Consider the following 21,907-nt stretch of genomic DNA (forward strand, 5'->3'; position numbering starts at 1 on the left):
ATCGAATGTTGGCGGACCATGCGCGAGGGCATGCGGACCGTCAAGTTATGTTCCCGGTAACATTTGCGCGCAGGCTGCCCAATGGTCCAACTTGCTTGCAATCGCCTCGTGCGACGATTATTTGATTGTGAAACCAGCGCATGATCTCAAAATCGAGGGTTGGTTTTAACGGTTGATGCGACAATCAAGGTGCTGCTGCGTGCTTAGGGCGCCAGGGAGCGCACAGTGCAGCAGAGGAGGTATTCGCCATGACTAACGGATCATCATCGAACCGCGTACTTGATGAACTGGCAAAGCTTGTAACCGACGCAGCTGGAGCAGCCCAGGGCATGCGCCGAGAAGTTGAAACGGCGTTCCGTGGTCAGGCAGAACGGTTGCTGAACACCATGGACGTCGTGCAACGCGAGGATTTCGAAGCCGTGCGCGAAATGGCCATCCGGGCCCGGGCAGAAAATACTGCACTTCTGGCTCGGATAGAGGCTTTGGAGGCTCTTGTCGGCCAAAAGGACGCGGCGGGCAAGCCTGCCAAATCGGGGTCGGCCGCAGGGCGGGCCAAGAAGGATTGATTTCGACAATCATCGAATGAAGCGAGCCCATCGACCGGTAACGAGTCGATGGGTTTTTGTATTTTGGCGATACTCCAACAGCGACGTTCCCTGTTGCTGCAATTTCTTTCGAGTGCTTCTCGCTTCTTGGAGCCCGATTTCCATTTTCCCCAAAATAAATCTTAAGAATTTATCAACAGGTGGAAACCGCCGAAAATCGTTGTCTTAGAGTCAGTTAAAGGCAGGTCGTGAATCTTTTTGACAGCATCTGTCCACATCCATTCTTGCCATTACACCAAAAGGGGGCTGGCGCTCAGACTCAGCATCAATACACTGAAATTACAGCATGATTCGTTTCAACGGTCGTGCCGCGGTTTACAAGGTTTCGTAACCGCGATCCGGCCGGCGCGTTCTTCCTGTCGGCGGGTTTTCAAGTGTTTGGTGTCTTTCGGGTGGGTGCGCTGTGCTCCCGCAGCGTTCATATGAAATTCGATTTAGCAGGTAATGGCGATGAGCCTTCTGGAAATAGAAATTGCGCGTGATTTGCATCCGGTGGATGTGATTGAGCATGTGGCCCACACCAATGAATGGGCTTTTGAGCGCACCGGAGAAGATGAAATTGCCATCACCGTTGAAGGCAACTGGACTGACTACCAGATTTCGTTCTCGTGGATGGAAGATTTCGAGGCGCTGCATTTGGCCTGTGCTTTCGATATTGCCGTCAGCGAGCCGCGCGTCAACGAAGTCATGCGCCTGCTCTCGCTGATCAATGAACAATTGCTGATGGGGCATTTCGATCTCTGGCGGCAGGAGGGCGCTGTCATGTATCGCCAGTCGCTGTTGCTGTCGGGCGGGGCAGAGCCGACGAGCAAGCAGGTTGAGGTGCTGCTCTCGAGTGCACTCGATGCCTGCGAGACATATTTCCAGGCGTTTCAGTTTGTCGTCTGGTCGGGATCGACCGCCCGCGAATCGCTGGACAGCATTCTGTTCGAAACGGTAGGGTCAGCCTGACCCGGCGCAGTTGACAGGCTCCGATCAGCGGATTGAGACAATGGCCATCAGTTTCGATGATTTTGAGAAAGTGGATATCCGTGTCGGCACCGTCGTCGACGCGGAAGCTTTTCCCGAAGCGCGCAAACCGGCCTTCAAGTTGAAAATCGACTTCGGGCCTGAAATCGGCATCAAAAAATCATCCGCACAAATCACCAAGCACTATAGTCTGGAAGAGCTTAAGGGGCGCCAGGTCATGGCTGTCGTAAACTTCCCGCCGCGCCAGATCGGCCCATTCATGTCAGAGGTCCTGACACTCGGGTTTCCCGACGAGGAGGGCGCTGTCGTCCTGGCGGCTGTCAGCAAGCCCGTGCCCAATGGCGGCAAGCTGTTCTAGTCCCAGCAATATTGTTCGGGCTCAAGCCGGAATTCGAACGACTGCCCTCAGTCCGCCGGGCGGGCTGGCGTCGAGCGTAATATCACCCCCATGGCTACGAGCTATATCGAGTGCAATTGCAAGGCCGAGACCGGTGCCGCCTGCATCCTGGTTGCGGGCTTCGTCGAGTCGGAAGAACGGTTTGAACACCTCGTCGCGCATTTCCTTGGGTATGCCGGGTCCGTCATCATCGATCGTGATTGTCAGCCAGCCCTCCCGGTGCTCTGCAGTCACGGAGACGTTTTTCGCGTAACGAAACGAATTCGACACCAGGTTGGATATCAGGCGGGAAAAAGCATTGGGCCGGACATGGATCTCTGGTTCGCCGCGGATGCTCGATACGAAACCACGTTCGAGCAGCGTGCCTTCCTCTTTGAGTTTCGCAAAGAACCGCTCCAGATTGAACGTGCCCGTTTCTTCCTCTGCCTCACTGCGAGCGAAGGCCAGATAGCCTTCCAGCATTGACTGCATATCCTCAATATCCTGCTCCATCGCTTCAGTGTCGACCTTGTTACCAACCAGGGCGAGTTGGAGCTTGAAGCGTGTGAGGATGGTGCGCAGATCGTGGCTGACCCCGCTCAACATGGTGGTGCGTTGCTCAATCTGGCGTTCGATTCGTTCCCGCATGACGATGAAAGCGGCTCCTGCCCTTCGAACCTCTTCGGCGCCACGCGGCTTGAAATCGGGCGGGGGTGCGCGGCCTTTGCCGAAACTGTCGGCGGCGCTGGCCAACTGTTGGATCGGCTTTATCTGGTTTCGCAGGAAAAGGATTGCGATGGCCAGTAGGACCAATGCCGATCCCGCCATCCAAACGAGAAAAATCAGCGTGTTGGATGCATAGGCCTGGCTGCGGCGTGCAAAGACGCGCAGCACCTTGTCCTCAAGCTGAATGCGAATTTCAACCAGGTCGGAATCGCCAATCGTGTCAATCCAGAAGGGGCGGTTGATCTGTTTGGTGATCTCCTCGCTCAATATACTGTCGAGTATGGAAAAGAATGGCTTGGGACCCGGCGCGGGCAGGGGATCGGCCGGTAGGATTGAAATGTTGAGCGCCAATCGTTCTCGAGAAATCCGGATCAGGTTTTCATACCCTTGATCCTGGGGATATGTGTCCATCAGATCAATGATACCGGCGATATCACGCACGACTGCCGTCGACAGGCGCTGTGTTACCGTTTGCCAATGCCGTTCCATGAAGACAAATGCGATGACGGATTGTAGGAGCACCATTGGCGCGATGATGATGATCAACGATCGGGCGTAGAGCCGCTTCGGCATCCAGTGCGCAAGCCATCGCGTGAACTTGCGCCATGGACCAAGTAGGGTGCTTCGCTTACGCCGCCAATGGCGCTTCCTGACTGCCAATGCGCGTTTTGCGGTGTCGGTCGGTGCCATCTGATAAGTATCCGCTCACGCATTTGAATACGTTGAGAGAGGGTGGCTACTCCACGCTCAATTTATAGCCCACGCCGCGCACCGTCTGCAACCAAACCGGGTTGGCGGGGTCATTTTCGATTTTGCGCCGGAGACGGTTGATCTGAACGTCAATGGTACGTTCCCCAACGTCTCCCTCCTGGCCCGTCAATTCATGGCGAGGCACGGTTTCACCTGCACGAGCAGCAAAGATCGCCATGATGTCCTGCTCCCGGTCCGTCAGCCGGATCATTTCGCCCGAGCGCTTGAGTTCACGTTTGGCAATGACGAAGGTGTAGGGGCCAAACACAATCTGCTCGATCTTCGCCTGGGAGGCGGGAGCACCCCGACGCAGGATATTGTTGATGCGAAGGATCAACTCACGCGGGTCGAAGGGTTTGGGTAAATAATCATCCGCGCCCGCTTCGAGACCTGCAATGCGGCTGTCAGTCTCCGACAGGGCAGTCAACATCAGGATGGGTACGTTTTTTTCCTGGCGCAGGGACTGCGTCAGAGCGACACCGCTCTCGCCAGGCATCATCACGTCCAGGATAAGAAGATCGTAATCGATCCCGGCGAGCTTCCTTCGTGCCTCATCCGCATTGGCGGCAACCGTAATGCGAAAGCCGCTGCCCGTAAGATATTGGGACAGCAGATTTCGAATTCGGGTGTCATCGTCGACTATCAGCAGGTGCGGTGCATCGTCTGAAAGCGTGGTTTCGTCGCTCACCAATTTCGTTCCTTTTCTTTTGTGGCCTTGGTGCCCGCTGCGCGGGTTTCTGGTGCGTTTCTACCCTGCCTTTGGCAAGCTGTCGATCTGTTGCCATTGCCCCGGATTCACCATCGCCTTGAGGAAATGCTCTACGACCGTTCGATCGGAGAGACCGATCTGCTCCAATGCACTCGTAATACGGCGTGATTGCGGTGCCGCAAGTTCGAGCGCCAGTTCCCGTCCCTTCAATGTCGGGTAAAGTTCCCGTTGCCGCCGGTCACGGGGGCCGGGGATCTGGACGACGTGGCCTGTGTCGATCAACTGCTTAAGCACCCTTGCCAGACTTTGCTTCGTAATCTGCAAGACCTCGAGCAATTCGGCGACCGTCATGCCCGGCTTGCGGTTGATAAAATAGAGAACGCGATGGTGGGCTCGGCCGAAAGTCAGCTTCTCCAGAATGAGATCAGGATCGGCAGTGAAGTCGCGATAGGCGAAGAAGAACAGCTCGATGATATCCAGTTCACTGGCATCATTTTTCGTCAGGGCTGTCTCGATATGCCGATTTGGTGTATAAGATTTCATGCAGGATTCCCGCTCTTGGTGAAAATTATGTCAGTCTTGTTGACTTAATTTTAGACTGCTGATAATTTTTGGCAAGCTGTTGGCCACATTTTGTATTAAACGAAAAGCCAATACGTGTTTCTGGGACATTTTCCTCATCGAAACGCCTATTGCTTCGTGGGCGATGGTACACCAATTGGCAAACGGGACCAGTTGGCGCGATCCTAAAAACCCGCAAATTATCAGGAATCAAACGCCTGGAGGAAAACATGGCATCCGTTCCATTTGATCAGCTTGAAGGTTACATCTGGGTAAACGGCGAATTCGTTCGCTGGGCCGATGCGAAGGTTCATGTGCTGACCCACGGCCTGCACTATGCAAGTGCGGTATTTGAAGGTGAGCGAGCCTATGGCGGTGAGATTTTCAAGCTGAACGAACACACGGAAAGGTTGCATGAATCGGCGAAGATCCTGGGGTTCACGATCCCGTACTCTGTGGAAGAACTAAACGACGCCTGCCGCAAGCTGTTAGCCAAGCAAGGCTTTCAGGACGCTTACGTTCGCCCGGTCGCATGGCGGGGCAGCGAGTCGATGGGTGTGGCAGCGCAAGCCAACAAGATCAATGTTGCGATCGCCATCTGGCAGTGGCCGAGCTATTTTGATCCTGCGCAAAAGCGCAAGGGCATTCGACTGGATCTTGCTGAATATCGCCGTCCGGATCCTAGAACAGCCCCGTCGAAATCGAAAGCAGCGGGTCTCTACATGATCTGCACGATCTCCAAGCATGCGGCGGAGGCAAAGGGCTATGCGGACGCACTTATGCTTGACTGGCGCGGACAAGTTGCAGAAGCGACAGGGGCAAATGTGTTCTTCGTCAAGGACGGGGTCATTCACACCCCAATACCCGATTGCTTCCTCGACGGTATTACAAGGCGGACGGTGATCGATCTTGCGAGGCGTCGTGGATATGAAGTCGTCGAGCGCGCCATCATGCCGGAGGAACTGGACAGTTTCGAACAATGTTTCCTGACCGGTACAGCGGCGGAAGTTACGCCTGTTTCCGAGATTGGCCCGCATCGCTTCACGGTTGGCGAAATTGCCATCAACTTGATGAATGATTATGCTGCAGAAGTAATGCCAAAGAAAGTATCCGCCGAATAAACCCTAAAGTAGGAATCAAAATAGTGTTTGATACCTCGTAGTAGAGGTATCAAGTTGTTTGACATTGCTTAAAACTTAGTCATCATGACAATTGTCAGGCATGAGTCTGGCTTGAAACGTTGACGGGGTGTCAATCATGGAAGCGCTTCTTCCTATCATTATCCAGCTTATTTCAGGTGGTGTCGGCGGCAATATTGTCGGCGGACTACTCAAGAACCTGAGCCTTGGCACGACGGGCAATACAGTTGCCGGCGGTATTGGTGGACTTATAGGCGGATATCTGACGCAATTCCTCGGCGCTGGTGGTGCCGAGATGGTAGCGAACGCTGCAGCATCATCCGGGCTGGACCTCGGCTCGATCATTGGCCAGGTCGCCGGAAGCGGCGTTGGTGGCCTGATTTTGACGGCTATCATAGGCGCCATCAAGAATTCGATGGCCAGGACCTGATTTCAAGGCATGGAATTTTACAGGGCGGTCCTTGTGGCCGCCCTTTTCATTTGGGTACTCATTGCACTAACGTGGGTTGAGCAAACCGAGGAATCAGGACGAGCGTAACATGGGACAATTGCAGGCCGGTATTATTCCTGTCACGGCCTTTCAGCAGAACTGCACAATACTTTTCGACAGCGACGACAAGCATGGAGTTCTCATTGATCCTGGTGGGGACAACGATCAAGTGCTGAACGCGATCAAGTCAAATGGCATTGTCATAGAAGCCATCTGGATCACGCATGGGCATATCGACCATGCAGCCGGGGCGATGGACATGAAGGACGCACTGGCGGTCGACATCATCGGACCGCATGAGGCAGATCGCTTTCTATTGGACAGTATAGAGGCAAAGGCCGCGCAATACGGCGTTACTGACAAGGTGCGCAATTGTACACCGGACCGGTGGTTGAACGATGGTGACCAAGTGTCGTTCGGATCACATGTGTTCGAAGTGCTGCATTGTCCGGGGCATGCGCCGGGGCACGTCGTCTATTTCAATCGTGCAGCGAAATTCGCCCATGTAGGGGACGTGCTGTTCAACGGTTCGGTCGGGCGGACGGATCTGCCGGGTGGGGATCATGCTGCCTTGATCAATTCCATCAAGACGAAGCTCTTGCCACTCGGGGACGATATTGGCTTCATATGCGGGCACGGTCCTGGAGGCCGTTTTGGCGAAGAGCGCCGCTCCAACCCGTTCTTGACATGACAGAAGAAGAAAAAACCGCCGGGTTACCGGCGGTTTCTTGTTCGATCAGTTGGCATTGCAGAAATGATCGCGTCCATCATAACCGCGGTATGTGCCGGTTTCGGGATTGAACGAGCGATAACGATCGGAACAATAACGGTACCATTCGCGCGACCAGGGCTGGGCGCCGCCATAATAGCGGGGTGCTTCCTGATAAACCTGAACCGGGCGACGATAGTAACCGTCGTCATAGTCACGATAGATCACTTCGGGCTCCCTGGGCTGGGCGAGCGCGGTGCCAAGCAACGCGCCGGCCGCAAGTCCGACTGCTCCCGCTGCCCAAGCATCGCCGTTGTTGTTGTTGTGATGGTGGCGATAGTACCGATTGCCACGCCAGGAGTCGGCGGATGCCGAGGCAAGAGGTACCATGACCGTTGCCAGCGCGGCGGTTGCTAGAATGGCAATCTTGGTGCCTTTGTTCATTTTGTGCCTCCTTGAAGCATCCTTGGTGAAGCCTTTTTGCCTCGCCGTGTCGTGTTGGCTGGACGAACAGTTGGGAGCGCCAGCCGTGATGCCTGTTTTATCCATTGCCGCATGAATGCAAGCTGAACGGAAGCCACAGGAATCGCTTCACGGCCGGTCAACGCGCAATAGATACATTGAATATCAGCAAATCCAAGGCGGGAGCGTGGCGCGAACCAGTCGCTTGCAGAACTGCAAACGCTCCCGCTTCGCGGCAGAAAAGGCTGAGCCTTGCCGCGAGGTGGTTCAGAGTTCAAAACCCCCGGCATTGCCGGGGATCTTGGGCAGTTTCAACTGCCAGAATTATTCAGTGACCGAAATGTTGACGGCCTTGGGGCCCTTGCCACGACGGTCAGGCTCGGTATCGAAGGAAACCTTCTGATTGTCTGCGAGACCTGTTAGACCAGACGCTTGAACTGCGGAGATATGCACGAAAATGTCCGCTGCGCCGTCGTCCGGCTTGATAAAGCCAAAGCCTTTTTCACTGTTGAAGAATTTGACCGTACCGGTCTGTGCCATGCTTCGTTCCTTTTCCTTACTTACCGCGTCCCCCTCCGGGTTTGCGGGATTGGTAGTGCCGCCTTCTGTAGTCTACGTTCGGCGGAAGTCATGCAGGCAGTTCTCGAATTCAGGAAAGGAGCCGATCATTGCCGGGATTGCTCCCGACCCGGTATTCTTGCGGTTCCGGCGCGCCGTTCTTCCAGTCTTCCAGTGTTCGCAAATGCCCGAACGCTTTGAGACTGCTAGAATAAGTGTTTTTTGGCAAGCAAAAGTTTTTCTGCAGTTTAGACGATTATATCGAACAGCTGCGCAACTTAGATACTTGTAGGTAGAAGGTTCCTGTCGCTCCGGTGTTCGGGGTGCCTTGGGATGTCCGGGTAGGAAGTGGCTGCTATCGATTGCGCAGCACGATACATGCGCCTCCGGCGTCATGCAGCTTGGCACAGATCTGATTGGCTTCGCTGCGGCTGTCTGCACCGATGCGCACGGCATAGATACCGCGGCGCCCCATGGCCGAGCGCTTGCGACTGATGACGGGTTCATGCGTGTTGAGAATTGCTGGAAAACTTCGGCGCAGCCGCTGAAGCTGACCGACGGCCGCCGCACGGCGGAAATTGCCTGCAATCTGGATACCCCACGGCTTGGGCTTGATCTGAGACATGGCAATCGTTTCAAAACGGACGATCGGCAGCTGACGGCATGCCGCATCAAAGCTCAGCTTTGCGTTGAGAGGCCGTGCGTTGATTTCCGTGCCCGTGGCAAAATCGTCGGCCGCTTGCCCGGTTATGTCGAGGACATACTCTTCCGTTTCCAAAGGAAGGAAGCCTCCACTCGATAGCCAATTTGCCACCCTTGTTGGGCCGGCATTATAGGCTGCGGCCGCCAGGCCCCAATTGCCAAAGGATTTGCGCAGGTCTTTCAGAAGCGCTGCAGAAGCGGGCAGTGCCTTGGTGAAATCGAACGGGTCATCGAGTTTTCGCTCTTTGGCGGTTCCGGGCATGAACTGGGCTATACCCTGCGCGCCGACCGGGCTGGTTGCCTCAACATCAAAGCGGCTTTCTTTCCAGATCAGTCTGGCAAAGAAATCGCGCGGAACGCCATGACCATCGGCGTGGGTGGCTATGGCTGCACATATTTGACCGACGGTTGGCGTTGGCGGCGTGACTGGCGTAGAAACGGACGGATTGTCTGCTGACCAGCCGTCAAAGGAGGGCAGAATCAAAAACGTTACGATCAAACTGAGCTGTCTGAGCCGAGTCACTCTGTTATCATCCCCCTTAACCCGTATACAGGCATAAACCACAGCCTTAATTCTGGTAAGAGGTTCAGGTGCACTGATTCCAATTTTTGATTGGATTGCGTAACGCTTGAATGAAGGGGGGTGGTCATGCAAGTGAAGACAGCAAACTTCCGGACATGCGGCATGCTGATCGCAGCGGCAGCACTTATCGCTGGTTGTACGGTCTCGGACGAGTCCGCTCCCAGCCGTCAGCAACCGCCCAATCCCCAACTCTGTACGCGAGAATATGCGCCTGTATGTGGTGTTCATGGATCGGTACGTCAGACCTTCGGCAATGCTTGCGAAGCACGCTCACGAGGCTATCGCATTATCGGCACTGGAGAGTGCAGTAATCGCGGTACTAGGCCCGGAGCTGGCTGGAACAAAGGACCAGACCGACCCATGGACCCGGTTGCTCCCAGCATGTGCACACAGCAATACGAACCGGTGTGCGCACGCCGCGGCGAGTCCGTTCGATCTTTCGGCAATGCATGCGAGGCTCGCAATGCCGGCTACAGAATTATCGGCGAGGGGCGCTGCTGACATGCCTTCAAGAATTACGACGCTGGGCTTCGATGCGGACGACACGCTCTGGCAGAACGAACAATTCTTCCGAGCCTCCGAAAAGCATTTTGCCGATTTGTTGTCGGCGCATGCCAATGTCGACAATCTGTCAGACCGATTGCTTGCCATCGAAAAACGCAACCTTGATCTCTACGGTTTTGGCACCAAGGGATTTACGCTTTCACTGATCGAAACGGCGGTCGAAGTTACCGAGGGGCAGCTCCCGACGTCGGTCATTGCAGAGATCCTCGCCGCAGGTCGCGAAATGCTGCGTCATCCGGTTGAAACGCTACCCCACGTAAGGGAAACGCTGGAGCAGGTGGCCGATCAGTACCGGCTTGTACTCATCACGAAGGGAGATCTGTTCGATCAGGAACGTAAACTGGCCCAGTCGGGTCTCGGTGATTTCTTTGATGCCGTCGAGATTGTCAGTACCAAGGACCAAGAGACATATAAGCGCGTTTTCAACCGACACGGCGACGGGCCGGAACGTGCGGTCATGGTCGGGAACTCATTGAAATCCGATGTGGTTCCTGCGATTGAGGCAGGCGGCTGGGGAATCTTTGTGCCACACGAATTGACCTGGGTGCTCGAGCACGTCGAAGCGCCGGTGACCGAGCAGCGGTTCAGGCAGATCGACCATCTGGGAGAATTGCTGCCATTGCTCGCGGAAATTGGCTGACTACTCGGCCGCGTGCTGTTCCTGCCCGCTTTCGTCGGGGCCATTTGGATCGCCAGCGGCAGTTTCGCAGCCAAGATCCGGAAATGCGACAATACGATTGCCGGTAAAATCGGTGCGCACGACAATCAACCCCTGTTCTTCAAAGTAGGTAAGTAGCCGTCGGGCGCGGCGGGCCGAATGAGTGCCGTAAGCGCGAGCCAAGGTTGCGTCCGTAGGGCAGGGATTATGTGTAACCGCAGCCTGCGCCACAATGAAAAACACACCCTGGACATCGTCCGGCAGGGTCTTGGACAATTCCAGCGCCTGTTGCCAGGGTTCGCTTTGAGCTGTTTCGCCATCAATTCCGGCTCGAGCCACGGCCAGTTTGCGGCGAAAATCGGGTAACGCCAGCGCTTCGCCCGGTACACGTCGGATACGACAACGAACCAGAAAATCCTGGTAGAGGACAGCGTCTGTGCGGAAGGACGCGTCTGGATCGCTGAGCATCTCATACAAGACGCTCTCGATCAGACTGTTGCGTTCCGCCTGGTCGATTTCTGGAAAAAGTGTCGGCGCGGGCATTTCAACCTGGGATATCGTTCCTGCCTGCGAAAGCTGGTTGAGAATGTCCGCCGTAGGCGTCGGTGTGGGTGGCGGGGGTGTGCGGCGGACGATGGCACGGCGTTCCTCCGGCGTGGGCGTGAAAATCAGATCGTGCGCATCCTCGCCGGGCTGCGGAAGCGGCGTGAGCTTGGGGCTCGATGATCGGGCCGATGTCTCCACCGGACCGATCGTCACCGGCAACGGGCGCCGGGACAGTGCTGGGCCGAGGGCCACGAAATGACCGCGCGCCAGATCGCGGAATTGCTCCGCCTGGCGCCGCTCCATTCCGAGAAGGTCAGAAGCGCGCGCCATGTCAATGTCGAGGAAGGTGCGGCCCATCAGGAAATTGGACGCCTCGGCCGCAACGTTCTTTGCAAGCTTTGCCAATCTTTGCGTGGCAATGACGCCGGCAAGACCGCGCTTGCGGCCTCGGCACATCAGATTGGTCATGGCACCGAGCGACAGTTTTCGCGCCTCGTCGGAGACCTCTCCGGCAACGGCAGGTGCAAAAAGCTGCGCTTCGTCGACCACGACCAGCATCGGATACCAGTAATCGCGTTCTGCGTCGAACAAACCTCCGAGAAAGGCCGCGGCACAGCGCATCTGCTGTTCGACATCTAACCCTTCAAGATCAAGCACGACAGATACGCGATGCTGGCGGATGCGCGCGGCTATGCGGGTGAGTTCGTTTTCAGTACGAGCGCCATCGACGACCACATGACCGTACTTGTCGGCCAGCGTGACGAAGTCTCCCTCGGGATCAATGACGCACTGCTGCACCCATTGTGCGCTTTGTTCGAGCAGCCGCCGCAAAAGATGCGATTTGCCCGAGCCGGAATTACCCTGGACCAGGAGGCGTGTTGCCAGAAGCTCTTCCAGATCGAGCATGGCCTTCGCCGCGCCTGGCGCCGCCCCCATGTCGATATCGACTTTCATCCGTTCTCCAGGTCCACGTGATTCTGCGCGCATTCGGCGCGCTGAGTCCTTAGCACCCCTTTGTTGCTCAGGAGAAGTCGATGTGTTGCTTCATGACGGAAACCCACAGCTGGTTTGACTATTCACTCTGCCGGGACGGGTTGGGATATCGGACTGCCCTTGCCGCGCTTGCTTAACGTCAACACCAGCGGTGCCGCGATGAGGCAGAGAATTCCAGCGACCAGAAACGCTGGCAAATAGGTTGCGTATTCAGTGCGGGCGAAACCGCCGCCATAGGCAGCTGAAGCCGCTCCGAGCTGGTGCCCCGCAAAGATCCACCCAAAGACAAGCCCTGCTTTTTCGCGGCCGAAGCGGTCAGTTGCCAGTTTCACTGTTGGGGGGACTGTAGCGATCCAATCGAGACCGTAAAAAATGGCGAAGAGAGACAGCCCGTAAAAGGAGAAGTCGGAATAGGGCAGGTAGAGAAGCGATAAGCCGCGCAGTCCGTAATACCAGAACAGGAGCCATCGATTATCGACCCGATCGGATAGCCAACCGGAGCCAATCGTACCGAAAAAATCGAAAAGGCCCATCATCGCCAATACGCTGGCAGCGGCCACGGGGATCATGCCAAAGTCGCCACACAGTGCAACAAAGTGCGTGCCGATCAGGCCGTTCGTGCTTGCGCCGCACACAAAGAAGGTCGCGAAAAGTATCCAGAAAGTACTGCTGCGGGATGCTTCGTTCAGTACAACCAGAGGCATGGTGACCAGCGATACCAGGCCACCAGTAGCCGGTGGCGTCACGGCGATTTCCTTGTCACCATAGGCGGGAAGGCCGACATCCGATGGCCGATCGCGCATCAGGAAGTAAACGGCGACAACTGCTATGATCAGCAATCCGCAGATCAGCATGACCGCTGTCCGCCAGCCGTAATAGTCACTGAGCGATGCCATAAGAGGCATGAATGCCAACTGTCCGGTCGCTGAACTGGCGGTCAGCATGCCGAGTACCAGTCCGCGCCGTTCGGTAAACCAGCGCGCGGCGACCGTGGCACCAAGCACGACTGCGGTGAGACCCGTTCCGAAGCCTACGACAACACCCCACAGCAGGATCAACTGCCATATCTCGGTCATGGCCAGCGAAGCCAGCAATCCGGCTGTGATCAGTGCCAGTGCGACGCATACCACGCGACGTACGCCGAAATAGTTCATGAATGCCGCGGCAAATGGGCCCATGAGACCGAACAGCAATAGCCGAATCGAAAATGCTGTTGCGATCTGCTCGGTCTCCCAACCAAATTCCTTTTCCAATGGCACAATCAGGACGCCAGGCGCACCCACGGCCGCTGCCGTTACGAGCATGGTGAGAAACGTGACGGCAATAACAACCCAACCGTAATGAATATTGCGGCGGGCAAGCAAAGTGGCGAGGGGAGAGGCGATCATGTCGGGCCCTTCATGGATGAGGCTAGTGCTGAATCAGATCAATGGCGTAGATGAAAGATTGAGTAGTTCGAGTTTTCCGCCAGCGAGACGTTGTCTTGTGCGGATATCCGCAAGCAGTTCATGGGGCGCCCCGAGACTTACTACGCTCACACGGTTCAGTCGGTCGATGTGTGCTTCTGAAAGCACAAGCGCAACTGCACCCATGTTGTCTCGCAATTGTTCCAGCGTTTTCGGCCCGATGATGGGCGTCACACCTCTTGCTGCAACCCAGGCGATCCCGACCTGGCTGGGTGTGGCGCCGATTTCGGTCGCGATGGCAAGCACTTCGTCAATGATTGCCGACCGTTGAGAACTGTCTTCATGTTGAATCACCGCGCCAAGGCCGGTAGCCCTACCTTCCTCACCCCGGCGATACTTGCCCGTGAGCAGTCCGCCGCCCAGGGGCGACCAGCCAACGACGCCAAGTCCAAAACCTTTTGCCATCGGCAGCAGTTCACGTTCGGCGCTTCGCTCGACGAGGCTGTATTCGGTCTGCAGGCCAGCCACTGGCGTCCATCCGCGCAGGGAGGCGATCGTCGCGCCACTCGCGATACGCCAGGCCGGAAAATTGGAGAAACCGGAGTAGATGATCTTCCCGGCGCGCACGAGATCGTCCAGGCCGCGGACGATCTCTTCGATTGGCGTCATTTCATCGGACATGTGAACCCAGAGAAGATCGATACGATCGGTCTTCAATCTCTTCAGGCTTGCCTCAACCGCCTGTATCATGGATTTGCGGCTATTGCCGACAACCAGAGGACCGGCATTTGCCGAAGCCCCATGGGAGTATTTCGTCGCAAGGACGAAGTTGTCGCGCTCAGGGGCTATAAAATCGCCGATAATCGTTTCCGATTGACCGAACTGGTAACTGTCGGCCGTATCGATGAAATTCCCGCCAGCCTCGGCATAGGCATCGAATATCGGGCGTACGACATCAGGTGTTGAGCCATATCCCCACCCGGTGCCGAAGTTCCCGGTGCCGAGGGCAAATTCTGAAACGCGCAAGCCAGTATGGTTGCCAAAAAGTTTGTAACGCATGAGTTCTCCGGGTCGCCCACATCTCTGCAGGTCTTTTATATGATGATCGTAATGATTGACTATCAATGACGATCATCATATAAAAAGTCAATCGGTGACTGAGAGGAATTTTTTGATGCGGGTCAGTAGGGAACAAGTGGCGAAAAATCGGGAACGGATTATCGAGGTTGCCGGGCGGGCGTTTCGAGAAAAAGGCTTTGACGGGATTGGCGTTGCGGACCTGATGAAAGGCGCCGGTCTGACGCATGGCGGTTTCTATGGTCATTTTGCATCCAAGGACGATTTGATCGCTGAAGCCAGTGCAGCGGTCATGGACCGCTCGACCGTGAAATGGGAGAAACTCGCAGAAACTTCGCCAGATAAGGCCCTAGCAGCGATTGTCAGTTCCTATTTGGATAAGTCCCATAGGGACAACGCCGGGACAGGCTGCTTGATAGCTGCACTTGCACCTGACATTGCGCGTCAGAAGGAGACCGTGCGCGCTCGGTTCACTCAAGGAACGCAATCCCTCCTTCGCGTACTCGCCAAGGCGATTCCCGGACAATCCGAGGCAGCCAGGCGCGAAAAGGCGATTGCCACGTTGGCAGGATTGGTCGGCACGATTGTACTGTCACGTGCCGTCGATGATCCGAAGTTCGCCGATGAGATATTGCATGCCGGGCAAGAGGTGTTCAGCCGCAAATAGGTGCGGCCCGAACGTATCTTACCTACCCGGACGCCCCGTCTTGCCCGGCCTGCGCTTCTTGCGCCCATCTCCAGCGTCTTCGTACGAACCTGCACCTGTCCGTTCTCGCCGTATGATCGTTTGATCGTTGCGGTTGGTTCCGGTGAAGGCCGGCTTTGCAGGGACGTTGCCGATCACCGGCTTTTCCGTACGGCCGACAGTCATCTCGTCGAGCGAATTCTTGCGGAACACCCCGCCAAGCGGACGGGTGGTGTCACCGCCCATTTCGTCGAGATCAGGTTTGCGGAACAGTGATGCGTCCGGATTGTCGTCATCGGTGACCACACGGTGCATGGCCCGGCCGGCATTATGCCTGCCCTTGGTCCGACCTGTAACAGGACTCTCAAGCTCTACCTCGCGCGCCATCGGATCGTCCGAAATAGCCAGTTCCGTCTCGCGCAGCCGTTTAATCTCGTCGCGCAAGCGCGCAGCCACTTCGAAATCGAGATCATCCGCAGCATCGCGCATCTGCTTCTGGAGATGTTCGAGGTGTGACTTGAGATTATTGCCGATCATTGCGCCGGATTCGGCAAAGCCCGAGATATCTGCGCGGACATGGTCGCGCTCGTAGACGCTGTCGAGGATGTCACCAATGTTCTTCTTGATACTCGCAGGCGTAATACCGTGTGCAGTATTGTAGGCCTCCTGCTTTTCACGACGGCGGTTAGTCTCCGCCATTGCCCGCTCCATCGAACCGGTGACGTGATCGGCGTAAAGGATAACCTTGCCATCGATGTTGCGCGCGGCACGGCCGATGGTCTGGATCAATGATGTCTCAGACCGCAGGAAACCTTCCTTGTCGGCATCCAGGATTGCAACAAAACCGCACTCCGGAATATCGAGCCCTTCGCGCAGCAGATTGATGCCGACGAGCACATCAAAGGCGCCAAGTCGCAAATCACGCAGGATTTCGATACGCTCCAGCGTGTCGATATCAGAGTGCATGTAGCGCACGCGTATACCCTGCTCGTGCAAATACTCCGTCAGGTCTTCCGCCATGCGCTTGGTCAGTACGGTGACGAGCGTGCGATAGCCCTTTGCCGAAGTTTCGCGAATTTCGCCAAGAACGTCATCCACCTGGGATTTGGCAGGACGCACTTCGACGGGCGGATCGATGAGGCCTGTCGGCCGAATGACCTGCTCGGCGAAGACACCACCGGATTCTTCCATTTCCCATGTGCTGGGCGTTGCGGAAACCGCAACCGTTTGCGGACGCATGGCGTCCCATTCCTCGAATCGCAACGGACGATTGTCCATGCATGAGGGCAGGCGGAATCCATATTCCGCAAGGGTCGCCTTGCGACGAAAGTCGCCCTTGTACATGGCGCCAATTTGCGGAACCGTCACATGGCTCTCATCGATGAAAACAAGGGCGTTGTCGGGGATGTACTCGAACAATGTGGGTGGCGGCTCGCCAGGTTTCCGGCCTGTCAGATAGCGCGAGTAGTTCTCAATGCCAGCGCACGAGCCGGTCGCCTCCAGCATCTCCACGTCGAATGTGCAGCGCTGTTCAAGCCGTTGCGCCTCGAGCAGGCGTCCCGCCGCATTCAACTCGACCAGCCGGTGCTTCAACTCTTCCTTGATGGATTTAATGGCCTGATTGAGTGTCGGGCGCGGCGTTACATAGTGCGAATTGGCATAGATCTTTACCGAGCGCAGGTCGCCTGTTTTCTGGCCGGTAAGCGGATCGAACTCGGTGATTGACTCGATCTCATCGCCGAACAGGGAGATGCGCCAGGCGCGATCCTCAAGGTGGGCAGGAAAGAGCTCGATCGTGTCACCGCGCACGCGGAACGAACCACGCGTGAAATCCATCTCGCGTCGCTTGTATTGCTGTGCCACCAGGTCTGCGAGCAATGCTCTCTGGTCAAGACGGTCGCCAATCTTCATTTCGAAGGTCATGGCGGTGTAGGTCTCGACGGAGCCGATACCGTAAATACATGAGACTGAGGCGACGATAATTACATCGTCGCGTTCCAGCAGTGAGCGGGTGGCCGAGTGGCGCATCCGGTCGATCTGCTCGTTGATCGAGGATTCCTTCTCGATATAGGTGTCCGACCTCGGCACGTACGCTTCAGGCTGGTAATAATCGTAATAGGAAACGAAATATTCGACCGCGTTATTCGGAAAGAACGATTTGAATTCGCCATATAGCTGCGCCGCAAGTGTCTTGTTTGGCGCAAGGATCAGGGCTGGACGTTGCGTTTCTTCGATTACCTTGGCCATGGTGAAGGTCTTGCCGGAGCCCGTCACACCAAGCAAAACCTGCGTCCTGTCGTCTTCCTTGATCCCAGAAACCAGATCCCGTATCGCGGTCGGTTGATCACCGGAAGGCTGGAAGTCGGTTTCCATCCTTATCTGAATGCCGCCTTCCGATTTTTCGGGGCGCGCCGGCCGGTGCGGCTGCCACGCAGTGCCATTCTTGAACAGTGGATTGCCGCTCTCGATCAATGCGGCAAGCGCGGCGACCGTGGCAGTGGCGCCACCGGGCATGATGTTGCTGGCATCCTCCAGACCGATGTCGAGGCCGGCTACAGGATTGAGTCCCGCTGCGGCCCGCGTTTTCGGGTCGGTGGACCCGCCAATGGACGTACCGCGCGATGTTCGCGAAGCACTGGATTGCGTGCTTGGCGCTTTCCTTGGTTTTGTCGCTTTCGCCGAAGTTTGTGCCGAGCTTTCGGTTATTTGCTTTGCCCAATCGCTGATCGCACCGGTTAACGGTACGCCTTCCAGCTCGGGTTGGGGCTTTTCGCCGAAACCTTGCACTTCATACTTGTCAGGAGATTTAGCCATAAGTTGAATATGGTGGGAGTCCGATAAAATGGGAAGAGCCGTGACTGGAAAAGTCGCCTGTGATCCGCTGCTCCTGACATAGTGCTGTCAGGAGCATTTTACCTTAGAGCGTGCCGTGTTCAGCGCCGGAAGACGTTTTCGCGATGATAGCGCAGATAGTCCGGATGGGGACGATGGCTGTCGGTTTTCGGCAGCGCAATCTGACCCGATCCATTCAACAACCCGTCGATCCGTGTTTCGAAGTAACGACGGGATTTGAGTATCCGGTAATCGGCGTCAATCGACAGCAGACCCTTGTCGAACATCCAGTGCACGCAGCGTGAAAGTGCAATGCCGTTGCTCGCCGAATCGGGGCCTCCGGCCTCAACCGGCATGATATGTGCGCTTTCAACCTCGTAAGTCTGGTCTGGGGCCCGCATCGATATCCCAGTCATCGCGCAAGTCATGCCATAGGCATGTCCTACCAGTTGCCTGAAGGCCCGATCCCGCAGCGAGCGGGACGTCAGAATTCGTGTGCGTTCTTCTGCCGCCGGCCCGTCTTCGGCTAATCCTAGGGTAGGTTCCGATTCATGGTCGAGAGCGGCTCTGCCGAAAGCGGCCTCGATGATCCGGTAAAAGTTTCCATCGGCGATTGCCCTTACCCCCTGTTGGTTAAGCGATGCATTTACCGATCCGTCGCTTTCGAGCATGCCGTCCTCGAAGTAAAGGATGGGTCCGTCGCGCACCTTGGAAGGGACTGGCTTCGGGAATTCGAGGAACTGCTCAAGTCTGGCCTCGCAATAGCCTGGATTGTTCGTGGAGATGTGGGCGGATGCGACATATGCTGCAGCAAAGTAACCCTCCGGACGGTTCCTTCGTTTGCCCGCTCGCCGCATTGGCAGATGGTAGATGATCCAGTCGCCAACGGCATCCCGAACTATTGCATAATATTTCTCTGGAAAGACAAACCGGCTTTCATAACTGTCGTTCGTATACGCCGTTGATTTAATATGGAATATCGCCACCATTAATCTGCAATCTGCCTGCCGAATAGAAACCTCGATTCAGCATGCTGGAGACCGCAACAGAGCGAAACGCATTTGAAATTGTATTTTCAGGATCCGTTCAATCTGGAATGGCGCCGGGCCATTGATCAGCCATAGCGGAGCTTGAGCCCGAGTATCGTCAGGATAAGCAGCAGTGTCACTCCGTTTGCCGCCATCACAGGCCACGAACCGATCATCATTCCGTAAATCAGCCAGAGGAAGACACCAAACACCAGCGAAATGTTCATGGACAAGGATATGCTTGCTGTATCGCGATGCCGCGCAATCTTGATGATCTGCGGGATCCAGCACAGTGTAGTAATCACGGCAGCAAGACTGCCGACGAGCTCAATATGGAGAGGCACGGAACGAACTTTCGATACGGGGAATGCGATTGATATATAAGAGGATTCTCCAAAGAAAATAAAGCGGATTCATGGCGTAAAGTTTGTGCGCGACAAATTTTTATTTGGCGCGTCGATAGCCCACTTCAGATGGTCAAAGGATCACGACCCATATTGAGGTGCAGGGCATGACCGTCATACGCGTTGGCTTCTGCTATCAATTCGTTCAACTCGACACCAAGGCCGGGTTCTGAGGATGGAATGACATACCCGTTCTCCCAACGGATTGGCGTCTTGAGAATATCGGCATGAAATCCACTAAAGGCCTGAATGCATTCGAGAATAAGGAAATTCGGACTGCACGCTGAAATCTGGATGTTGGCGGCACCGACGATTGGCCCGCAATAGAGATGCGGTGCTATCTGCGCATGAAACGTTTCGGCCATGCCGGCAATCTTCTTGGCTTCCAGGATCCCCCCTACACGACCAAGGTTCATCTGCAGGATGTTGGCGGCGCGGTTCACCAGCAAACGCTGAAACTCGTACTTCGTCGTCAGGCGCTCACCGGCGGCAATCGGAATAGACGTGTGTTGTTGCACGTAGCCCATGTTCTCCGGCATATCCGGCGGTACAGGCTCTTCAAGCCAAAGCGGATCGTAGGGTTCGAGCCGCTTTGCCAGTCTGACCGCACTCGTCGGCGTCATCTGACCGTGTGTGCCAAACAGCAAATCAGCCTTGGAGCCGACCGCCTCCCGCACAAGGCGGACGAACTTCTCGCCGAGATCGAGCTGTTCGAGCGAGAGTTGGCGGGGATCAAACGAGGTATAGGGCGCTACAGGGTCGAACTTCACAGCAGTATAGCCTTGGGCGACATATTCAGCGGCACGCTCGGCCGACGTCTCCGCATTCCAATAGATCTCGGATGTCTCGCCAAGTTCCGGCTTCGGGTAGAGGTAGGTATAGCTCCGGAGTCTCTCGTGCACCTTGCCCCCAAGCAACTCGTAGACGGGCTTGTCTGCCTCTTTGCCGATGATGTCCCAGCAGGCCATTTCAAGAGCCGATACCGCGCCCATGACCGTCACATCGGGCCGCTGTGTGAAGCCGCCGGAATAGGCGCGGCGAAAAAAGCGCTCGATGTGGTGCGGGTCTTCTCCGACGAGCCAGCGCTCCGCAATGTCCTCAATGACTTTGCGCATCACCTGCGGGCTGACGGTCGAGTTGTAGGCCTCGCCATAACCAACAACGCCGGAGTCCGTTGTAAGTTTGACGAACAGGAACCAGGTCCCGCCAAACGATGGCGGTGGATTGCCAACCACGAAGGTTCTGACATCGGTGACTTTCATGGCTCCCTCCGCACTCGTGAAGATACAGAGTAAGCCAGGCCCGTAACGATCCTGAAACTGCGCAACGACCCCGTATGTCGGGTTTCCGACAGTTGTTGCACGTCCCCCCTTTTCAATCCTGCCGGCGCACCGCATCATCGCGCGAACCAGCAACCACCCACGGAGACAGGAATTGACCGAAGCGACAAAGCCAATTGGCGAACTGACCCTACGCACCCTTGCCATGCCGGCGGATGCCAATGCGGCGGGCGATATCTTCGGTGGCTGGGTCATGGCGCAGATGGATTTGTCCTGTGGTATCCGAGCGGCCGAAAGGGCACGCGGGCGTGTGGTGACGGCTGCGGTCAAGGAAATGGCCTTCGCCAAGCCGGTGAAGATCGGCGATACGCTCTGCGTTTATACCCATGTCGCCCATGTTGGGCGCACGTCGATCACGCTGAAGGTCGAAGCGTGGGCCCAGCGCTATCTGTCTGACCTGATGGAGCTGGTTACCCATGCCGACTTCGTCATGGTTGCCCTAGACAAGGATGGCAAGCCGACACCCGTGCCTGCGATCTGATGGTTACCCTCTAGTCGCCGATCATGTACTTGTCCCAGTACCCGGCCTTTGATTCAATTTGCTCGACAATGTCGACCCACAGACCGGAAGGGTCATGAAAACCGAACCGGCGCTGGCCGAACGGCTCGTCGGTCAGCGGATACTTGATATCGAGCCCTGTTGCGCTGATCTTTTCAAATGCGGCCTTGGCATCGTCGACCTGAAGTTCGAAGCACATGCCTTTGCCGCTGAAACTTTCAGGTCCGGGTGGGGCGGATGGATGGTCGGGGGTCATGAAGGCGATCGAGGCTGACTGATCCTCGGTCGTGAGCCATGAGATCCACGTGCTGTCGAAGCCGCTAACGAAACCCAAGTGTCTGATCCAGAAATCGCGACACGCTTCTTTGCGTGTGGTGACGATAATGGGATAGCGATCGGTAAAACGCATATGGTCCTCCTCCGAATGGCGAATCCCCATATTAAAGGAGCCTTCAAAACGGTCAGGCAAGCCCCATTTGTCAGTAGCGTAAAAGACTATGTCTTCGGATGAGGCGGCGAACCGCGTGATATGCTGT

At 56.1% G+C, this 21,907-nt stretch carries 23 protein-coding genes; 9 read left to right on the plus strand and 14 right to left on the minus strand.

Going from position 1 to position 21,907, the window contains the following annotated elements:
* Positions 1–248 precede the first annotated feature (248 nt).
* The 3 genes from K9U38_RS11630 (at position 249) to K9U38_RS11640 (ending at position 1,932) form a co-directional block, all read left to right on the plus strand.
* The gene (locus tag K9U38_RS11630; protein WP_224494490.1) at positions 249–566 is read left to right on the plus strand and encodes an accessory factor UbiK family protein; all 318 of its coding nucleotides are present in this window, start codon (positions 249–251) and stop codon (positions 564–566) included.
* A gap of 489 nt (positions 567–1,055) precedes the next feature.
* Entirely contained in the window at positions 1,056–1,556 is a 501-nt protein-coding gene (locus K9U38_RS11635) for a type III secretion system chaperone family protein (RefSeq protein WP_224494491.1), read from the plus strand.
* Between the two features lie 40 nt (positions 1,557–1,596).
* Positions 1,597–1,932: a tRNA-binding protein gene (locus K9U38_RS11640; RefSeq protein WP_224494492.1), complete on the plus strand. Its 336-nt coding sequence runs from the start codon at positions 1,597–1,599 to the stop codon at positions 1,930–1,932.
* Between the two features lie 21 nt (positions 1,933–1,953).
* On the opposite strand, the gene K9U38_RS11645 is transcribed toward K9U38_RS11640, so the two are convergent.
* The 3 genes from K9U38_RS11645 to K9U38_RS11655 all read right to left on the minus strand — a co-directional run bounded on the left by K9U38_RS11645 (position 1,954) and on the right by K9U38_RS11655 (position 4,678).
* On the minus strand, positions 1,954–3,249 hold the full coding sequence (locus K9U38_RS11645; protein WP_224494537.1) for a sensor histidine kinase: 1,296 nt from the start codon (positions 3,247–3,249) through the stop codon (positions 1,954–1,956).
* Positions 3,250–3,412: 163 nt separating this feature from the next.
* The gene (locus K9U38_RS11650; RefSeq protein WP_224494493.1) at positions 3,413–4,117 is read right to left on the minus strand and encodes a response regulator; all 705 of its coding nucleotides are present in this window, start codon (positions 4,115–4,117) and stop codon (positions 3,413–3,415) included.
* A 57-nt stretch (positions 4,118–4,174) separates the two neighbouring features.
* Positions 4,175–4,678, minus strand: a complete 504-nt coding sequence (locus K9U38_RS11655) for a MarR family winged helix-turn-helix transcriptional regulator (protein ID WP_224494494.1) — start codon at positions 4,676–4,678, stop codon at positions 4,175–4,177.
* A gap of 248 nt (positions 4,679–4,926) precedes the next feature.
* On the opposite strand from K9U38_RS11655, the gene K9U38_RS11660 reads away from it, so the two are divergent.
* From K9U38_RS11660 to K9U38_RS11670, 3 genes are all read left to right on the plus strand, one after another.
* Entirely contained in the window at positions 4,927–5,817 is an 891-nt protein-coding gene (locus K9U38_RS11660) for a branched-chain amino acid aminotransferase (RefSeq protein ID WP_224494495.1), read from the plus strand.
* 136 nt (positions 5,818–5,953) lie between these two features.
* On the plus strand, positions 5,954–6,265 hold the full coding sequence (locus tag K9U38_RS11665) for a hypothetical protein (RefSeq protein ID WP_224494496.1): 312 nt from the start codon (positions 5,954–5,956) through the stop codon (positions 6,263–6,265).
* A 109-nt stretch (positions 6,266–6,374) separates the two neighbouring features.
* Positions 6,375–7,016, plus strand: a complete 642-nt coding sequence (locus tag K9U38_RS11670) for an MBL fold metallo-hydrolase (protein WP_224494497.1) — start codon at positions 6,375–6,377, stop codon at positions 7,014–7,016.
* Between the two features lie 45 nt (positions 7,017–7,061).
* Here K9U38_RS11670 and K9U38_RS11675 read toward each other — a convergent pair whose 3' ends face one another.
* The 3 genes from K9U38_RS11675 to K9U38_RS11685 all read right to left on the minus strand — a co-directional run bounded on the left by K9U38_RS11675 (position 7,062) and on the right by K9U38_RS11685 (position 9,240).
* The gene (locus tag K9U38_RS11675; protein WP_224494498.1) at positions 7,062–7,478 is read right to left on the minus strand and encodes a BA14K family protein; all 417 of its coding nucleotides are present in this window, start codon (positions 7,476–7,478) and stop codon (positions 7,062–7,064) included.
* Between the two features lie 342 nt (positions 7,479–7,820).
* Positions 7,821–8,036: a cold-shock protein gene (locus K9U38_RS11680; RefSeq protein WP_099998216.1), complete on the minus strand. Its 216-nt coding sequence runs from the start codon at positions 8,034–8,036 to the stop codon at positions 7,821–7,823.
* A gap of 373 nt (positions 8,037–8,409) precedes the next feature.
* Positions 8,410–9,240, minus strand: coding sequence for a transglycosylase SLT domain-containing protein (locus K9U38_RS11685; protein ID WP_370631907.1), 831 nt, complete (start codon positions 9,238–9,240; stop codon positions 8,410–8,412).
* 601 nt (positions 9,241–9,841) lie between these two features.
* Between K9U38_RS11685 and K9U38_RS11690 the strand changes: the two genes are divergently transcribed.
* Positions 9,842–10,543: an HAD family hydrolase gene (locus tag K9U38_RS11690; RefSeq protein WP_224494500.1), complete on the plus strand. Its 702-nt coding sequence runs from the start codon at positions 9,842–9,844 to the stop codon at positions 10,541–10,543.
* Here K9U38_RS11690 and K9U38_RS11695 read toward each other — a convergent pair whose 3' ends face one another.
* From K9U38_RS11695 to K9U38_RS11705, 3 genes are all read right to left on the minus strand, one after another.
* A complete protein-coding gene (locus tag K9U38_RS11695) occupies positions 10,544–12,061 on the minus strand; it encodes a helicase HerA domain-containing protein (protein WP_224494501.1) in 1,518 nt (505 codons plus the stop codon).
* A 122-nt stretch (positions 12,062–12,183) separates the two neighbouring features.
* Positions 12,184–13,488 carry an MFS transporter gene (locus K9U38_RS11700; protein ID WP_224494502.1) on the minus strand — a complete coding sequence of 435 codons (1,305 nt, stop codon included), beginning with the start codon at positions 13,486–13,488 and terminating at the stop codon, positions 12,184–12,186.
* A 33-nt stretch (positions 13,489–13,521) separates the two neighbouring features.
* A complete protein-coding gene (locus tag K9U38_RS11705) occupies positions 13,522–14,565 on the minus strand; it encodes an aldo/keto reductase (protein WP_224494503.1) in 1,044 nt (347 codons plus the stop codon).
* Between the two features lie 115 nt (positions 14,566–14,680).
* Between K9U38_RS11705 and K9U38_RS11710 the strand changes: the two genes are divergently transcribed.
* A complete protein-coding gene (locus K9U38_RS11710; RefSeq protein WP_224494504.1) occupies positions 14,681–15,250 on the plus strand; it encodes a TetR/AcrR family transcriptional regulator in 570 nt (189 codons plus the stop codon).
* 18 nt (positions 15,251–15,268) lie between these two features.
* Here the strand turns inward: K9U38_RS11710 and uvrB are convergent, their stop codons facing one another.
* The 4 genes from uvrB to K9U38_RS11730 form a co-directional block, all read right to left on the minus strand.
* Positions 15,269–18,082: an excinuclease ABC subunit UvrB gene (gene uvrB / locus K9U38_RS11715; RefSeq protein WP_224494505.1), complete on the minus strand. Its 2,814-nt coding sequence runs from the start codon at positions 18,080–18,082 to the stop codon at positions 15,269–15,271.
* Positions 18,083–18,201: 119 nt separating this feature from the next.
* On the minus strand, positions 18,202–19,086 hold the full coding sequence (locus K9U38_RS22125) for an HNH endonuclease (RefSeq protein WP_224494506.1): 885 nt from the start codon (positions 19,084–19,086) through the stop codon (positions 18,202–18,204).
* A 128-nt stretch (positions 19,087–19,214) separates the two neighbouring features.
* Complete coding sequence (locus K9U38_RS11725; protein ID WP_224494507.1) at positions 19,215–19,472, minus strand: SemiSWEET family sugar transporter; 258 nt, start codon at positions 19,470–19,472, stop codon at positions 19,215–19,217.
* 125 nt (positions 19,473–19,597) lie between these two features.
* Positions 19,598–20,794, minus strand: coding sequence for a mandelate racemase/muconate lactonizing enzyme family protein (locus K9U38_RS11730; protein WP_224494508.1), 1,197 nt, complete (start codon positions 20,792–20,794; stop codon positions 19,598–19,600).
* Positions 20,795–21,017: 223 nt separating this feature from the next.
* Between K9U38_RS11730 and K9U38_RS11735 the strand changes: the two genes are divergently transcribed.
* Positions 21,018–21,353: an acyl-CoA thioesterase gene (locus K9U38_RS11735; protein WP_224494538.1), complete on the plus strand. Its 336-nt coding sequence runs from the start codon at positions 21,018–21,020 to the stop codon at positions 21,351–21,353.
* A gap of 10 nt (positions 21,354–21,363) precedes the next feature.
* Here the strand turns inward: K9U38_RS11735 and K9U38_RS11740 are convergent, their stop codons facing one another.
* On the minus strand, positions 21,364–21,780 hold the full coding sequence (locus K9U38_RS11740) for a VOC family protein (RefSeq protein WP_224494509.1): 417 nt from the start codon (positions 21,778–21,780) through the stop codon (positions 21,364–21,366).
* Positions 21,781–21,907: the final 127 nt, after the last annotated feature.

Origin of the sequence: Phyllobacterium lublinensis (assembly GCF_020164435.1) — a bacterium.
GTDB lineage: Bacteria > Pseudomonadota > Alphaproteobacteria > Rhizobiales > Rhizobiaceae > Phyllobacterium > Phyllobacterium lublinensis.

Coding starts and splice junctions, on each gene's coding strand:
- K9U38_RS11630 (WP_224494490.1), top strand. CDS start 249: ATGACTAACGGATCATCATCGAACCGCGTACTTGATGAACTGGCAAAG.
- K9U38_RS11635 (WP_224494491.1), top strand. CDS start 1,056: ATGAGCCTTCTGGAAATAGAAATTGCGCGTGATTTGCATCCGGTGGAT.
- K9U38_RS11640 (WP_224494492.1), top strand. CDS start 1,597: ATGGCCATCAGTTTCGATGATTTTGAGAAAGTGGATATCCGTGTCGGC.
- K9U38_RS11645 (WP_224494537.1), bottom strand. CDS start 3,249: ATGCCGAAGCGGCTCTACGCCCGATCGTTGATCATCATCATCGCGCCA.
- K9U38_RS11655 (WP_224494494.1), bottom strand. CDS start 4,678: ATGAAATCTTATACACCAAATCGGCATATCGAGACAGCCCTGACGAAA.
- K9U38_RS11660 (WP_224494495.1), top strand. CDS start 4,927: ATGGCATCCGTTCCATTTGATCAGCTTGAAGGTTACATCTGGGTAAAC.
- K9U38_RS11665 (WP_224494496.1), top strand. CDS start 5,954: ATGGAAGCGCTTCTTCCTATCATTATCCAGCTTATTTCAGGTGGTGTC.
- K9U38_RS11670 (WP_224494497.1), top strand. CDS start 6,375: ATGGGACAATTGCAGGCCGGTATTATTCCTGTCACGGCCTTTCAGCAG.
- K9U38_RS11675 (WP_224494498.1), bottom strand. CDS start 7,478: ATGAACAAAGGCACCAAGATTGCCATTCTAGCAACCGCCGCGCTGGCA.
- K9U38_RS11680 (WP_099998216.1), bottom strand. CDS start 8,036: ATGGCACAGACCGGTACGGTCAAATTCTTCAACAGTGAAAAAGGCTTT.
- K9U38_RS11690 (WP_224494500.1), top strand. CDS start 9,842: ATGCCTTCAAGAATTACGACGCTGGGCTTCGATGCGGACGACACGCTC.
- K9U38_RS11695 (WP_224494501.1), bottom strand. CDS start 12,061: ATGAAAGTCGATATCGACATGGGGGCGGCGCCAGGCGCGGCGAAGGCC.
- K9U38_RS11700 (WP_224494502.1), bottom strand. CDS start 13,488: ATGATCGCCTCTCCCCTCGCCACTTTGCTTGCCCGCCGCAATATTCAT.
- K9U38_RS11705 (WP_224494503.1), bottom strand. CDS start 14,565: ATGCGTTACAAACTTTTTGGCAACCATACTGGCTTGCGCGTTTCAGAA.
- K9U38_RS11710 (WP_224494504.1), top strand. CDS start 14,681: ATGCGGGTCAGTAGGGAACAAGTGGCGAAAAATCGGGAACGGATTATC.
- uvrB (WP_224494505.1), bottom strand. CDS start 18,082: ATGGCTAAATCTCCTGACAAGTATGAAGTGCAAGGTTTCGGCGAAAAG.
- K9U38_RS11730 (WP_224494508.1), bottom strand. CDS start 20,794: ATGAAAGTCACCGATGTCAGAACCTTCGTGGTTGGCAATCCACCGCCA.
- K9U38_RS11735 (WP_224494538.1), top strand. CDS start 21,018: ATGCCGGCGGATGCCAATGCGGCGGGCGATATCTTCGGTGGCTGGGTC.
- K9U38_RS11740 (WP_224494509.1), bottom strand. CDS start 21,780: ATGCGTTTTACCGATCGCTATCCCATTATCGTCACCACACGCAAAGAA.